This is a genomic window from Nocardioides ginsengisoli, assembly GCF_039537225.1.
Classification (GTDB): Bacteria; Actinomycetota; Actinomycetes; order Propionibacteriales; family Nocardioidaceae; genus Nocardioides; species Nocardioides ginsengisoli.
The window spans coordinates 245,606-259,839 of sequence record NZ_BAABAC010000037.1 but is presented as its reverse complement, the minus strand read 5'-3'; the positions used below and the strand labels follow the sequence as shown (position 1 = coordinate 259,839).

At 69.9% G+C, this 14,234-nt stretch carries 14 protein-coding genes; 12 read left to right on the top strand and 2 right to left on the bottom strand.

The features are described 5' to 3' along the window. The first annotated feature begins 43 nt into the window (after positions 1-43). Positions 44-1,462, top strand: a complete 1,419-nt coding sequence (locus AB4880_RS19850) for an LCP family glycopolymer transferase (RefSeq protein ID WP_367920949.1) — start codon at positions 44-46, stop codon at positions 1,460-1,462. Between the two features lie 46 nt (positions 1,463-1,508). On the opposite strand, the gene AB4880_RS19845 is transcribed toward AB4880_RS19850, so the two are convergent. Next, a complete protein-coding gene (locus AB4880_RS19845; RefSeq protein ID WP_367920948.1) occupies positions 1,509-2,288 on the bottom strand; it encodes an inositol monophosphatase family protein in 780 nt (259 codons plus the stop codon). A gap of 45 nt (positions 2,289-2,333) precedes the next feature. On the opposite strand from AB4880_RS19845, the gene AB4880_RS19840 reads away from it, so the two are divergent. Genes AB4880_RS19840 through AB4880_RS19820 form a run of 5 tightly spaced genes read left to right on the top strand, consistent with a single transcriptional unit; the run spans position 2,334 to position 5,362 of the window. Then, positions 2,334-2,729 carry a hypothetical protein gene (locus tag AB4880_RS19840; RefSeq protein ID WP_367920947.1) on the top strand — a complete coding sequence of 132 codons (396 nt, stop codon included), beginning with the start codon at positions 2,334-2,336 and terminating at the stop codon, positions 2,727-2,729. A 24-nt stretch (positions 2,730-2,753) separates the two neighbouring features. After that, positions 2,754-3,194 carry a helix-turn-helix domain-containing protein gene (locus AB4880_RS19835; RefSeq protein WP_367920946.1) on the top strand — a complete coding sequence of 147 codons (441 nt, stop codon included), beginning with the start codon at positions 2,754-2,756 and terminating at the stop codon, positions 3,192-3,194. Next, positions 3,191-3,553, top strand: a complete 363-nt coding sequence (locus AB4880_RS19830) for a HepT-like ribonuclease domain-containing protein (RefSeq protein ID WP_367920945.1) — start codon at positions 3,191-3,193, stop codon at positions 3,551-3,553. The genes AB4880_RS19835 and AB4880_RS19830 overlap by 4 nt, the downstream gene beginning before the upstream one ends. A gap of 10 nt (positions 3,554-3,563) precedes the next feature. After that, on the top strand, positions 3,564-4,472 hold the full coding sequence (locus AB4880_RS19825; protein ID WP_367920944.1) for a glycosyltransferase family 2 protein: 909 nt from the start codon (positions 3,564-3,566) through the stop codon (positions 4,470-4,472). After that, on the top strand, positions 4,469-5,362 hold the full coding sequence (locus AB4880_RS19820) for a glycosyltransferase family 2 protein (protein ID WP_367920943.1): 894 nt from the start codon (positions 4,469-4,471) through the stop codon (positions 5,360-5,362). Before AB4880_RS19825 ends, AB4880_RS19820 begins: the two co-directional genes overlap by 4 nt. Here the strand turns inward: AB4880_RS19820 and AB4880_RS19815 are convergent. Further along, positions 5,271-6,407: a phosphatase PAP2 family protein gene (locus AB4880_RS19815; RefSeq protein WP_367920942.1), complete on the bottom strand. Its 1,137-nt coding sequence runs from the start codon at positions 6,405-6,407 to the stop codon at positions 5,271-5,273. The genes AB4880_RS19820 and AB4880_RS19815 overlap by 92 nt on opposite strands. Before the next feature lie 88 nt (positions 6,408-6,495). Here AB4880_RS19815 and glf point away from each other — a divergent pair, with 88 nt between their 5' ends. From glf to AB4880_RS19785, 6 genes are all read left to right on the top strand, one after another. After that, entirely contained in the window at positions 6,496-7,689 is a 1,194-nt protein-coding gene (gene glf / locus AB4880_RS19810; RefSeq protein ID WP_367920941.1) for a UDP-galactopyranose mutase, read from the top strand. Beyond that, complete coding sequence (locus AB4880_RS19805) at positions 7,686-9,698, top strand: glycosyltransferase (protein WP_367920940.1); 2,013 nt, start codon at positions 7,686-7,688, stop codon at positions 9,696-9,698. The genes glf and AB4880_RS19805 overlap by 4 nt, the downstream gene beginning before the upstream one ends. After that, complete coding sequence (locus tag AB4880_RS19800; RefSeq protein WP_367920939.1) at positions 9,691-10,584, top strand: ABC transporter permease; 894 nt, start codon at positions 9,691-9,693, stop codon at positions 10,582-10,584. Before AB4880_RS19805 ends, AB4880_RS19800 begins: the two co-directional genes overlap by 8 nt. Before the next feature lies 1 nt (position 10,585). Further along, positions 10,586-11,362: an ABC transporter ATP-binding protein gene (locus AB4880_RS19795; RefSeq protein ID WP_367920938.1), complete on the top strand. Its 777-nt coding sequence runs from the start codon at positions 10,586-10,588 to the stop codon at positions 11,360-11,362. 284 nt (positions 11,363-11,646) lie between these two features. Then, complete coding sequence (locus AB4880_RS19790) at positions 11,647-11,811, top strand: hypothetical protein (protein ID WP_367920937.1); 165 nt, start codon at positions 11,647-11,649, stop codon at positions 11,809-11,811. A gap of 256 nt (positions 11,812-12,067) precedes the next feature. Further along, entirely contained in the window at positions 12,068-14,233 is a 2,166-nt protein-coding gene (locus tag AB4880_RS19785) for an N-acetylmuramoyl-L-alanine amidase (protein WP_367920936.1), read from the top strand. Position 14,234: the final 1 nt, after the last annotated feature.

The following is a 14,234-nucleotide window of genomic DNA, read 5'->3' as shown; positions in this document are numbered from 1 at the left end:
TGTCGCCGCCCGAGTGACGGGTGGGACTGGTGATACTGGGCGGGTGCAGCAGATCGGGGTGGACGAGCGAGCCGCGAAGGTGCGCTTCCGCCGGGCCTTGACGCTGATGGCGTTCACCCTGGTCGTGCCGGGGTCCGCGCAGCTCGTGGCGGGCAACCGCGACGTCGGGCGGCTCGCCGTACGGGTCTGGCTGGCCTCGCTGACCACCATCGTGGTGGTCGCGCTGTGGAGCGTCCTCGACCCGGGCTTCGCTATCGGCCTGGGCCTCAACGCGACCGCGATGCTGGTCATCAGGCTCTACCTGATCGTCGGCGCCATCGCCTGGGCGGCGCTCTTCCTCGACGCCTGGCGGCTCGGACAGCCGCTGAGCCTGCGGCTGCCGCACCGGCGCGCGGTGGTCGGCGTCAACGGCGTCCTCTGCTTCTCGGTCGCCGGGGCGATGCTCTTCGGCGCCCACCTGGCCGGCGTCCAGCGCGACCTGCTGACCATGTTCGTCAGCGGCGACCTGGGCGCGCCTCACGACGGCCGCTACAACGTGCTGCTCGTCGGTGGCGACTCCGGCACCGACCGGTGGGGCCTGCGCTCCGACTCGATGACGGTCGCCTCGATCGACGCCACCACCGGCAAGACCGTGATGATCGGCCTGCCGCGCAACATGCAGCGGTTCCCGTTCAAGAAGGGGAGCGTGCTCGCCCAGCAGTTCCCGAAGGGCTACGACTGCGACGGCTGCTACCTCAACGGCGTCGGCACCTATGCCGGCGACCACAAGGAGCTGTTCAAGAACTCCAAGTACCCCTCGATGGACGCGACCCTGATGGCCGTCGAGGGCGTCACCGGGCTCGAGATCAACTACTGGATGATGGTCAACCTGCGCGGCTTCGAGCGGCTCGTCGACGCCTTCGGCGGGGTGACGCTCAACGTCCGCGACCGGATCCCGGTCGGCGGTCTCGGCAAGGACGTCACCGGCTACATCGAGCCCGGCAAGCGCAAGCTCAACGGCCACGACGCGCTCTGGTTCGCCCGGGCGCGCGAGGGCTCCGACGACTACTCGCGGATGGCGCGGCAGAAGTGCGTGCTGAGCGCGATGCTGACCCAGATCAGCCCGCAGAAGGCGCTCACGAACTTCCAGGAGATCGCCCAGGCGTCGACGGCGATGATCAAGACCGACATCCCCGGCGGCGCGCTCAAGGCGTTCGTCCAGCTCGGCATGCGCGCGCGCAACCAGAAGGTCTCGACCGTCTCCCTCGTCCCGCCGCTCATCGACACCGCGCACCCGGACATGAACAAGGTCCACCAGCTCATCAAGGACGCCATCGACCGCGCCGAGGGCAAGGCCAAGCCGGTCGCCAAGCCGAAGAAGAAGCACCCTGCCGGCGGGCAGAAGGTCACCGGCGGGTCGATCGGGTCGCGCAACGACGGCTATGCCGCCAACCAGAGCGACGACGTCGCCGCCACCTGCTGACGGATCGGCCGAGGCCCGCGCGCTCCCGGAGCGCTAACGCAGAGCGCTACCGCAGCGAGCCGGGGGCGGCGATCGACGCCACCACGGCGTCGTACGTCGCCCGGTCGGGCGCCGCGACGATCCCGCCGGCCAGCCGGCGCGGGTCGAGCGGACCGCCGTCGTGGCGACCGATCGTGCCGCCGGCCTCGGTGAGGATGAGCGAGCCGGGTAGGTGGTCCCACGGCATCGAGCGGTTGTAGACCAGCGCCGCCGCGTCGCCCGCGATCAGGTGCGGGTAGTCGACGCCGCAGCAGGCCCAGGTGAGCTGGAGGGTGCCGAGCCCGACGAGGTCGCTGCCGACCCAGCTGCGCCGGGCGGTGCGGTAGGGCGCGGCGCCGTCGGGCGAGACAGTCAGTCGCTCGCCGTTGAGCCAGGCGCCCGCGCCGCGCTCGGCGACGTACGCCCGCTCGTGCTGGGGCTGCCAGATCCAGCCGCGCACGACCTCGCCGCCGCGGACCTCCGACACCATGACCGCGTGGTCGGGGGAGCCGTTGACGAAGTTCTTGGTGCCGTCGACCGGGTCGACGGTGAACGCGTGCTCGGCCGTCGCGAACCGCTCGAGCAGCGTCTCGTCGGCCGCCATCGCCTCCTCGCCCAGGACCAGCGCGTCGGGGTGGGCGGCGTGCAGCGCGGCGGTGATCAGTGCCTCCGACTCGTGGTCGGCGACGGTGACCAGGTCACCGGGGTTCTTCTCGGCGATCTGCTCGTCGGCCAGCGCCCGGAACCGGGGGTTGATCACCTCCGCGGCGACATCCTGCAGGAGCCTCAGCACGGCGTCGGTGTCCACGGCCTCCACCGTAGTGGGAGCCAGGGTGGCGCCTACCCTGGGGCCATGCGATTCACCGAGCACGAGCTCACCGCGGCGCTGACCGGGGCGGCGAAGCAGATCGTCGGCGCCGACCGCCGGCTCCGCAAACGCGGCAAGGACGCCGAGACGATCTGGGCCGAGATGGACCGCTATCAGCGCTTCCAGATCCTCGACGGCCTCGGCAACCAGATCCTCCCCGTGCTCGTCGCGCTCCCGGACGTCGACGTCGCGCCCGGCACCCGCCCGTCGTACGACGACCGCCAGGTCGAGGAGGTCGTCGCCTCGCTGCTCGGCGACGAGCTGGGCCGGCTCAAGCGGGCGGTCGTGCTCAAGGCGCGGGTCGCGCTGGTGCAGGTCGCCCTCGCGAGCGTCCCTCCCCGGCTCGACCCGGACGCGCTGATCGTGCCCGACAGCCTCTGAGGGCGACATTGATATAGTCGTGATATGAACGCGGTGCGTCGAATCCGCACGGAGGCTGGCCTGACCCAAGGCCAGCTGGCGGCGCGATCCGGCGTGGCCCAGCCCAATATCGCGGCCTACGAGTCGGGTGCGCGCCGGCCGTCGAAGGCGATGCTCGACCGGCTGGCGAAGGCTGCGGCACCTCTTCCCCACGAGTTGTTGGCCGACCGGCGACTCGACCTGCTGCGGATCGCCGCCCGCTATCGCGTCGAGGGCGTCCGGGTGTTCGGCTCGGCGGCACGGGGGACCGACACCCCCGACAGCGACGTGGATCTGCTCGTCAAGGTTCCGGCGAACGCCGGGATGATGACCGTCGCGGCGTTCGCTCTCGAGATCGAGGATCTGCTCGGCGTACCCGTCGACGTCGTCAGCGAGGCGGCGCTCGCTCGGGAGCACAGGATCCGCCGCGAGGCCGTCGCGCTGTGACGAGCCGCGACGAGCGCACCACGCATGCGCTGCGCGAGATCCTGCGACTGGCCGAGGTCGGTCGGCGGTTCGCCGCCCGGGGCCACGACTGGTACGTCTCCGATCCGGACAATGCGCCGGGTCTCGCAGCCGAGAGCCTCATCATCAAGGTCGGCGAGAACGTCGCCCGGGTGAGCGACGAGCTCAGGTCGGCCCACCCGGAGGTCCCGTGGCGCGTGATCAAGGACATGCGGAACCGGTTGGCGCACTACGACCAGGCGACCGACTACGAAGTCGTCTGGAACACCATCGACGGCGACTTCCCGCAGATCGCCGAGATGATCGGCCGGATTCTCGGGAGTACCGACCCACACGGATAGGGTCTGCTCCGTGCGTGTGCAGGCGGTCGTGGTGACCTTCAATCGGTTGGCGATGCTGCAGCGCCTCATTCCGCGGCTCCGCGAGATCGCCGGACTGGAGCGGATCCTGGTCGTCGACAACGCCTCCACCGACGGCACGGGGGAGTGGCTCGCCGGGCTCGGCGACGAGCGGGTCTCCCACGAGACGCTCGCGAGCAACACCGGCGGCGCCGGCGGCTTCCACCACGGGCTCGGCCGGGCGGTCCGCGAGGGCGCCGATCTGGTCTGGCTGATGGACGACGACGGGCTCCCTGCGTCCGACTGCCTCGACCTGCTGCTGGCGCGCGTCGAGCGCGACCGGCTCGACTTCTGCGGCCCGGCGGTGCTGGCCGAGCAGGACCCGTCGCGGCTGTGCTTCCCGATCCGGCTGCCCGGCGGCACCCGCGTCGTCCACGAGATGGCTGCCGTCGAGGCGGCTGCGCGCGACGGCCTGATCGACGACGTCGTCATCCCGTTCAACGGCGTCCTCGTCACCCGCGAGCTGGTCGAGCGGATCGGCCTGCCCCGCGAGGAGTTCTTCATCTGGGGCGACGACGTGGAGTACCTCTGGCGCGCCCAGAAGGACGGCGCCCGGATCGCCACCGTCGTCGACGCGCACTTCCTGCACCCGGCCACCGACGACCTCGGGACGCCGATGATGGGCGGCCGGACGACCTACAATCACACGCCGAGCGACCTCAAGCACTACTGCATGGCGCGCAACAACACGCTCAACCTGCGCGACTACCGCGGCTGGCCGTACGTGCTGCTGTTCTGGCTCAAGACCGTGTGGTTCTACCTGCTCACCCGGCCGCAGCCGTCGCGGATCCCGCTCAGCGCCCGCGCCGCACTCGCCGGCCTGCGCGGCGACTTCACCGGCCACCGGAGGTACCTCGCGTGAGCGCCGAGAGGGTCGCGGTCGTCGTCGTCACCTACAACCGCGCCGACCTGCTCGAGAAGATGCTCGCCGGGCTCGGCGGCCTCGACCGTGCGCCCGACGCGGTGTTCGTGGTCAACAACGCGAGCACCGACCAGACCCGGGCGGTGCTCGAGGAGAGCACGCTGCCGGGCCTCGTCGCCGTCCACGCGAGCGACAACCTGGGCGGCGCGGGCGGCTTCCGGCTCGGGCTGCAGACCGCCTACGAGCAGGGCTACGACGTCATGTGGCTGATGGACGACGACGTGGTGCCGGCCCCCGACTGCCTCACCCGGCTGCTCGCGGTCGACGGCTCCTGCCTGATCGCGGTCCGCGAGGACCGCACCGGCGCGCTGGTCGAGAAGGCCGCGCTCCGCTTCGACCTGCGCAACCCGCTCGCCATCCGGCCGAAGACGGCGAGCATCGACTCGACGTACGCCTCGCGGGCGGAGATGCCGGAGACGGTCGAGGTCGAGAACGTCGCCTTCGAGGGCTTCCTGGTGCGCCGCGACGTCATCGACCGGATCGGGCTGCCCGACGCGTCGTACTTCATCTTCTACGACGACGTCGACTTCGCGATCCGCGCCCGGCGGGCCGGCTTCCCGATCCGCGCGGTGCGCGACGCCGTCCTGGTGCGGCAGCTGGACTTCGACCAGCAGCACGACCTGGCGGGCTGGAAGGGGTACTACATGTACCGCAACCTGTTCGCCGTCCACTTCCGGTACGGCGAGAACCCGCTCGTGCGCGCCAAGCCGTGGCTGATCGCGCTGGTCGTCGTGACGCTCAGTCCGCTGCGCGGTGGTCGCGCAGAGGCCCGGAATGTGACGCGAGCGCTCCGGGATGCCCGGGGGATGCGGACGCCGCCCGCCCGCTGACCGGGTCGGCGGCCAGCCGCAGCCGCCAGCCCACCCGGTTGCCGGTGGCCACGCCGGCGAGCCAGACCGCGAAGGCGCCCAGTGCGGCGCCGGCGATCACGTCGACGAAGAAGTGCCAGCCCAGGTAGACGGTGGCGAGCACGGTCAGGCCGAGGAAGACCCACGAGCCGATCCGCACCCAGCGGTTGAGCCGGACCAGCTCGACGATCAGGCAGATCGTGACCATGATCCCGACGTGCAGCGACGCGAAGGCGGCGATCGTCTGCAGCGTGCCGGCCCCGACCGGGTCGGCGAGCACGGCGACGCGGTCGGCCCACATGCTCGTCTGGAGCCGGCTGACGTAGGTCTCGGGCAGCGAGGCGAAGGCGCTGGGGTCGGAGTAGATCGGCCCCACGGTCGGCACCAGCACGTAGAGGACGGCGCCGAGCGCCCAGTCGATCGCGACGGCTGTGACGTACCACTCACCGGCACGGGTGCGGCGGGTCCAGACCAGCGCGATCGCGATCGAGACCGGGACCAGCGCGATCCAGACGATGTAGACCGCGGAGAAGAAGTGGGCGGCCAGGCCGGTGCCGAACCACGCGTGCAGGACGGCGGCCGGGTCGTGGCCGGCGAGCAGGAAGCGGTCGACGTCGGCGAGCGGGGCGTCGTAGATCTTGTCGTGGACGAAGGGCGCCATGCTCTTGACGTTGCGGAAGGCGGCGTAGCAGAGGTACCACGCCATCACGCCGTTGAGCGCGAACCGCCAGTGCGAGGCCTGCCAGCGCTCCCGCATCACGGTGCGGAAGCCGCGCCCGAGCCGTCGTCCCCAGTCGCCGGTGGGCCGCCCGGCCGCCAGGAACATGCGCGGCACCACGTCGATGGCGATCGCGCCGAGCACGATCGCGGGGAACCGGATGTAGCCGGGGATCAGGCTGTCGGGGTCCTGGATGGGGATGTCCTCCATGCGGGAGAACACGACGGTCAGGACGGCGAGACCCAACCCCATGAGCCACGCCAGAGCAAAGGACGGGACGCCGCGACGCGTCTCCTGGTGCTGATCCACCAGAACAGGATATTCGGGTGGGTCGGGATCCATGTCACGCGCGTGCCAGATGTGTCTGGCGCCCCCCACCTCCGTAGACTCACCCGGCGTGACCCTCACCTCGACCAACCCCGACATCGTCGTCGTCGGCTCCGGCTTCTTCGGCCTCACCATCGCCGAGCGCTGCGCCGTCGACCTGGGGCTGCAGGTCCTCGTCATCGAGCGGCGCTCGCACCTGGGCGGCAACGCCTACAGCGAGCCCGAGCCTGAGACCGGCATCGAGGTCCACAAGTACGGCGCCCACCTGTTCCACACGAGCAACGAGCGGGTGTGGGAGTACGTCAACCGGTTCACCTCGTTCACCGGCTACCAGCACCGCGTCTACAGCACCCACGACGGTCAGGTCTACCCGCTGCCGATCAACCTCGGCACGATCAACCAGTTCTTCGACGCGGCCTACACGCCGGCCCAGGCGCGGGCACTGATCAAGGAGCAGGCGAGCGAGCTGGGCGACAAGGAGCCGGAGAACTTCGTCGAGAAGGGCGTCTCGCTCATCGGCCGCCCGCTCTACGAGGCGTTCATCGCCCACTACACCGCCAAGCAGTGGCAGACCGCTCCGGAGGAGCTCTCGGCCGACATCATCTCGCGGCTCCCGGTGCGCTACACCTACGACAACCGCTACTTCAACGACACCTACGAGGGCCTGCCGACCGACGGCTACGCCGCGTGGCTGGCGAAGATGGCCGACCACCCCAACATCACCGTCGTCCTCGACACCGACTTCCTCGCCGACGGCGTCGCCGACGAGTTCAAGGGCAAGGTGCCGGTGGTCTACACCGGCCCGGTCGACGAGTACTTCGGCAACAGCGAGGGCCGGCTCTCCTGGCGCACCGTCGACCTGATCCCCGAGGTCCTCGAGGTCGACGACTTCCAGGGCTGTGCGGTCATGAACTACCCCGACCCCGACGTCGACTTCACGCGCATCCACGAGTTCAAGCACTTCCACCCCGAGCGCAGCTACCCCGAGGGCAAGACCGTCATCGTCCGGGAGTACAGCCGCTTCGCGGAGGACACCGACGAGCCGTACTACCCGGTCAACACCGCCGAGGACCGCGAGAAGCTGCTCAAGTACCGCGACCTCGCCGAGCGGGAGCCAATGGTCCTCTTCGGGGGCCGCCTGGGTACCTACAAGTACCTGGACATGCACATGGCGATCGCGTCGGCGCTGTCCATGTACGACAACAAGCTCCGCCCGCACTTCGCCGACGGGGCCGAGCTCAAGAGCGGCGGGGTGGACGCGTGAGCGACAACCAGACCGCGACCGTGCGCCGCCTGCTCCAGCGCCAGATCCTGCCCGTCGACGGCGACGTCGACGTCCTGCCGCTCTACCTCGACCCCGATGAGGCCAACCTCGACGAGGACAAGTACGTCGTCGGCGGCTCGCGCGCGGCCAAGGAGCTCAACAACGCCTCGATCCGGCAGAAGACCTCCAGCGGTCGCGGCATCCGTCCCGACCAGCTGCTCTCGCGCACGGCGGTGCAGATCCCGTCGGGCGACAAGCTCTCCTTCGGCACCTACTTCAACGCCTTCCCGGCCAGCTACTGGCGGCGCTGGACCGTCGTCAGCGCGGTGACGCTCGCCGTCACCGTCCGCGGCGCCGGCGCGACCGTCATCGTCAACAAGTCGATGGCCAACGGCCGGCAGCAGAAGGTCGAGAGCGTCGTCACCGAGGCCGACGGCCCGACCACGCTCACCTTCGAGCTGCCGCTCGGCCCGTTCGTCGACGGCGGCTGGTACTGGTACGACGTCGTGGCCGGCCACGGCGCCGTGACCGTCGAGTCGGCGGAGTGGACCGCGCTGGTGCCCGCCGACCGCGCCGAGCACGGCACCGTCGACCTGGCGATCACCACGATGAACCGCCCCGACTTCTGCGCCGAGCTCCTCGGCCAGCTCGGCACGGCCGAGCTCGCGCCCTACCTCGACACGGTCTTCGTGATGGAGCAGGGCACCCAGCCGGTCACCGGCAGCGAGCACTTCCCGGCGGCGCAGGCGGGGCTGGGCGACAAGCTCCGGGTCATCGAGCAGGGCAACCTGGGCGGCTCGGGCGGCTACGCCCGCGGGCAGCTGGAGTCGGTCCGCAAGGGCACCGCGACGTACGCGATGATGATGGACGACGACGTGGTCTGCGAGCCCGAGGGCATCATCCGCGCGGTCACCTTCGGCGACCTGGCCCGCCGTCCCACGATCGTCGGCGGCCACATGTTCAGCCTCTTCGCCAAGAGCCGGCTGCACAGCTTCGGCGAGATCGTCCAGCCGTGGCGGTTCTGGTGGATGTCGCCGCTCGACACCTACAACGACTGGGACTTCGGCGCCCGCAACCTGCGCTCGGCGCGGTGGCTGCACAAGCGGCTCGACGTCGACTTCAACGGCTGGTTCATGTGCCTGATCCCGCGTGCGGTGATCGAGGAGATCGGCCTGTCGCTGCCGCTGTTCATCAAGTGGGACGACTCCGAGTACGGTCTGCGCGCCAAGGCGGCCGGCTATCCGACGGTCACCTTCCCGGGCGCCGCGGTCTGGCACGTGCCGTGGACCGACAAGAACGACGCGGTCGACTGGCAGGCCTACTTCCACCTGCGCAACCGGTTCGTCGCGGCCCTGCTGCACTCGACGTACCCGCGCGGCGGCCGGATGATCCGCGAGAGCATCAACCACCAGCTCGCCCACCTGGTCTCCATGCAGTACTCCACCGCCGAGCTGCGGCTGATGGCGCTCGAGGACGTGCTCGCCGGCCCGCACGCGCTGCACGCGATGCTCCCGACCCGCCTGGCGGAGGTCAACGCCTTCCGCAAGCAGTTCTCCGACGCCCAGCTGCACGCCGACCCCGACGACTTCGCGCCGGTGCGCCGCGAGAAGCCGCCGCGCAAGGGCAAGGACCTCACCGAGGTCCCGAGCCGCAAGTCGCAGCTGATCACCGCCGGACTGGCGCCGATCCGCCACCTGAAGAAGCCGCGGCAGCTGTCCCGGGAGTTCCCCGAGGTCGAGATCCGCGCCATGGACGCCAAGTGGTACCGCCTCGCGTCCTTCGACTCGGCGGTCGTGTCGATGAACGACGGCGCTTCCGCGGCGCTGTACGTTCGCGACAACGAGCGGTTCAAGGACCTGGTGAAGCGAACGCTCGCGATCCACTCCCGCTACCGCAAGGAGTGGCCCGCGCTCGCACAGCAGTACCGTGACGCGCTCGCCGACATCACGTCGCCGGAGGCCTGGGAGAAGACCTTCGCGCCCTGGACGGACGGAGCCGCCGATGACTGAGGCCGTCGCCGCGCAGCCCACCGAGGCTGACCTCCCGCCGCTCAAGGCCCCGTCGGCCGGCAACGGCCTGGTGGGGGTCTTCGAGCGCCGCTACCTGCTCAAGCTGCTGGTCTCCCGCGAGATCAGCGCGCGCTATCAGGGCTCGTTCCTGGGGTTGCTGTGGTCCTACATCAACCCGCTGTCGCAGTTCTTCATCTACTGGTTCGTGCTCGGCGCGATCCTGGGCCTGCACAAGAACGTCCCGCACTTCCCGATCCACCTGTTCGCGGCGCTGATCATCGTCCACTTCTTCACCGAGACCTTCGGCGCGGGAACCCGCTCGATCGCTCGCAACCGGGCGCTCGTCGTGAAGATGGCCATGCCGCGGGAGATGTTCCCCGTGGCGACCATGCTGGTGTCGCTCTACCACGTGATCCCGCAGGTCGTGATCCTGACGATCGCCTCGCTCGCCTCGGGGTGGCGCCCCGACATGGTGGGCATGGCCGCCTTCCTGCTCGGCCTGGCAATCATCGCCACCCTCGGCACCGCGGGTGCGCTGATGTTCAGCGCGGCCAACGTCTTCTTCAACGACTTCGGCAACGCGGTCAACGTGTTCAACCACTTCGTCCGCTTCGGCGTGACGATGATGTACCCCTACTCGCTGGTCCACGAGCGCTTCGGCTCGGCCGCGCAGTACTTCCTCTTCAACCCGCTCGCGGACGCCGTCCTGCTGTTCCAGCGCGCGTTCTGGTACGGCACCGTGCCGGCCCACGAGAAGTTCAAGGCGGTCATGCCCGACCACCTGCTGCTGATCGGCGTCGCCGCTCTCGCGGGCAGCCTGGTGCTGCTCGTGCTGGCGCAGTTCGTCTTCAGCCGGCTCGAGAACAAGATCCCGGAGCGTCTCTGACATGGCGAAATCGATCGTGGTCGAGAACGCCACGAAGTACTTCACGCTGCGCTATCACCGCACCTTCAAGGAGGTGACGGTCGCGAAGGCGAAGGGCCGCGACACCGGTCACACCTTCAAGGCGGTCGACGACGTCTCGTTCACCGTCGAGCAGGGCGAGTCGATCGGCATCATGGGCCTCAACGGCTCCGGCAAGAGCACCCTGCTCAAGCTCATCAACGGCGTCATGCGTCCCGACGAGGGCAGCATCCTCACCCGCGGCCGGATCGCCGGCCTGATCGCCACCGGAGCCGGCTTCCACAACCAGCTCTCCGGCCGTGACAACCTCTTCCTCAATGCCGCCATCCTGGGCATGGGCGAGGCCGAGATCCGGCGGAAGTTCGACTCCATCGTCGACTTCGCCGAGCTCGGCTCCACCCTCGACGGCCCGGTCGGCCACTACTCGTCCGGCCAGAAGGCGCGCCTCGGCTTCGCGATCGCGATCCACGTCGACTCCGACATCTTCCTCGCCGACGAGGTCCTCGCCGTCGGCGACAAGCCCTTCAAGGTCAAGTGCATGCGGAAGATGCGCGAGATCCGCGACAGCGGCCGCACCCTCTTCTACGTCAGCCACTCGCCCGGCTCGGTGATGAAGATGTGCAGCCGGGTCATCGTTCTCGAGCAGGGCAAACTCGGCTTCGACGGCGACCCCGCCGCCGGTATCTCGTACCTGCACTACGACGAGCCCGACGAGGACGACGAGCTGCAAGCCGACGACGACATCGCCAACGACATCTAGCCTGCCTTTGACGCGAGCGCATCTTCGCCGCCGTCGGGGCAGCAAGCTGTCGGAGGGCGGCTCTCGCCGCGCTGCCGCGCACGCAGTTGTCGGGGGCGCGGTGCAGGGCCGTTGGGCGGCCAGTCGAGGCCGCAGCGGCGTGCTGGCGTTGGGTTGCTTTCGCTGTCCCGGCCATCCCTTCCGGTCGGCGTGGAGGGCCGGCAGGCTGTCAGTTAAGTCGACAGATGCTCGAGGTCATCGCCACACGAGCTGTCTGACGAGTGGCGTTCGGAAAGGAGGCGGTCATGACCGAGGGCGGGAAGTTCCAGCGCTTCGACGTCGCCGACCATCTCGACGGCCTCGAGGATCTCGCCACCTATCTCGAGCCGGCGCTCGAGGAGTCGGCCGACGATCCGTCCGCGGTGCCGCGGGCGCTCGGGCTGCGCTTCGAGCTGCACACGGTCGCCTGATCCGCCTCTGATCCGCCTCTGATCCGCCTCTGAGCCGCCCCGACGCGCCCGATCGCGCCGGGGCGGTCTTTTCGCGTGCCCGCATGCCCTCAGACGTGGCGGGGGAGCGCCGATCAGAAATCTGGCAACGATCGGCGTGTCGACTGGAAATTACACGCTTGTAGTTACTCACCAGGTCTTCCCTGACTGATGTGACTCATGTGAAAGTTGCTACTCGTGTGACACCTTCCCCTGCACACACGTCTGGAGCTTGATCATGTCGCCGTACCCCACGGAGATCCCTGAGCGCACCCGCCGCGGGCGGTTCGTGACGCTCAGCCAGCAGGCGTTCGCGCTTGCCGTCGTCGTCGCCGTCCTGACCCCCGCTGCGCGCACGGTCACCATGGACGTCCGTCCCGCGCAGCCGACGGCGGCCGCCGTCGCGCCGGGCATGGCGCTGGAGTCGGCGACCATCCCGACGCGGGTGCCGACCGGCGTGGTCGACCCCAAGGTCGCGGAGTACTCGCTGACGGCGCCCACCGGCGCCGCGCGCGGGCGCGTCGCGCTGCGGGCCACGACCCAGGCGAAGGCCGGGGGAGGCGACACGATCACGAGCACGGCGCTGCCGGTGACCGGCTACGGCACGGTCGGCGTGACGTGGGCGCACGACGCGAAGGTGATCCCGGACGACGCCATCTCGGTCAAGGTCCGCACACGCACCGGCGCGAAGTGGAGCGGCTGGACGGCGGCGGAGTACCACGACGACCACGGCCCCGACCCGCGCAGCGCGGAGGGCCGCCGCTCGCGCCCCGGCACCGAGGCGATCGCGGTCGGCATCGTCGACAAGGTCCAGGTCAAGATCACCACCAAGAAGGTCGCGCCGGCGGACATGAAGCTCGCCGTCATCGACCCCGGTACGCCGACCGCGACCGCCAAGCAGCGGCCCGCGATCGACACCGCGCGGCTCGCGTCGGCGCGCACCACCGGCGACGTCCCGGCCACGACCGGCACCACCGGCACCACCGGCACCGACACCCCGGGCACCGACCCGACCGGCACCGACACCACCGACACCACCGGCGACCTGGCGCTGCAGTCGGCGACCTACACGCCGAAGCCGCAGATCTACTCCCGCGCCCAGTGGGGCGCCGACGAGCGGATGCGCGACGGCTCGCCGCAGTACTACGAGGTCCGCGCCGGCTTCGTGCACCACACGGTCAACGCCAACAACTACACCGCGGCGCAGGTCCCGGGGATCATCCGCGGCATCTACAGCTACCACACCCGCTCCCGCGGCTGGAGCGACATCGGCTACAACTTCCTCGTCGACCGCTTCGGCCGGATCTGGGAGGGCCGCGCGGGCGGCGTCGACCGGCCGGTGGTCGGGGCGCACACCCAGGGCTACAACAACTACTCGTTCGCGATGTCGGCGATCGGCAACTACGACATCGCCCAGCCCAGCAGCGCCATGGTCAACGCGTACGGCGCCCTGTTCGCCTGGAAGCTCTCGCTCCACGGCGTGAGCGCGACGGCGACCAGCCAACTGCTCGGCACCAAGACGTTCAAGGCGATCAACGGCCACCGCGACGCCGGCAAGACGGCGTGCCCCGGCAAGTACCTCTACGCGCAGATCCCGAACATCCGCACGCTCGCGGCGAAGGCACAGAAGGGCTGGGCCGGACGCGACCTGCTCGGCAACTACGTCGGCACCGCCAACCCCGACATCCTCATCCGCAAGGCCGGCAACGGCCGGCTGATGTTCCTCGACACCAAGCGCGTCGGCACCTCGTGGCGTACGTCGGGCCGGATCCTCACCAACGTCTACGTCCCGTGGGCCTCGCAGATCATGCGCGCCGGCGACTGGGACCGCGACGGCAACAACGACATCATCGCGATCCGGGCCAGCGACTCGGCGGCGATCCTCTACCGCGGCAACGGGCGCGGGCAGTTCTGGCCCGGGTACGCGATCGGCACCTTCAAGAACGTCAAGCTGCTCGCGGCGGTGGGCGACGTGACCGGCGACGGCTACCCGGACTTCATGGGCCAGCCGAAGGGCGACCGGATGCGGATCTACCCGGGCAACGGCACCAAGGGCTTCCAGGCGAGCTACGCCGCCTACAGTGCGGTCGCCGGCACCCAGCAGATCGGCGTCGGCCTCTGGGACACCGACGGCGCCCCCGACAGCCTGGTCCGCAACGGCGGCTCGCTCATCGCCTACAAGGGCAACGGCCCCGGCGGCTGGAGCGCGGCCGCCACGGTCAAGGTGTACGCCGGCGCATGGGACTGGATCATCGGACTCGGCACGATGCCCGGCACCACCACCAAGATGCTCGCCGTCCGCGACAGCACGACGAAGACCGTCTCGCTGGTGCCCGTGGTCAACGGCAAGATCAGCCCGGCCATCCCGGTCACCACGCGAGCGGCGTTCGACCTGGCGGGCTAGC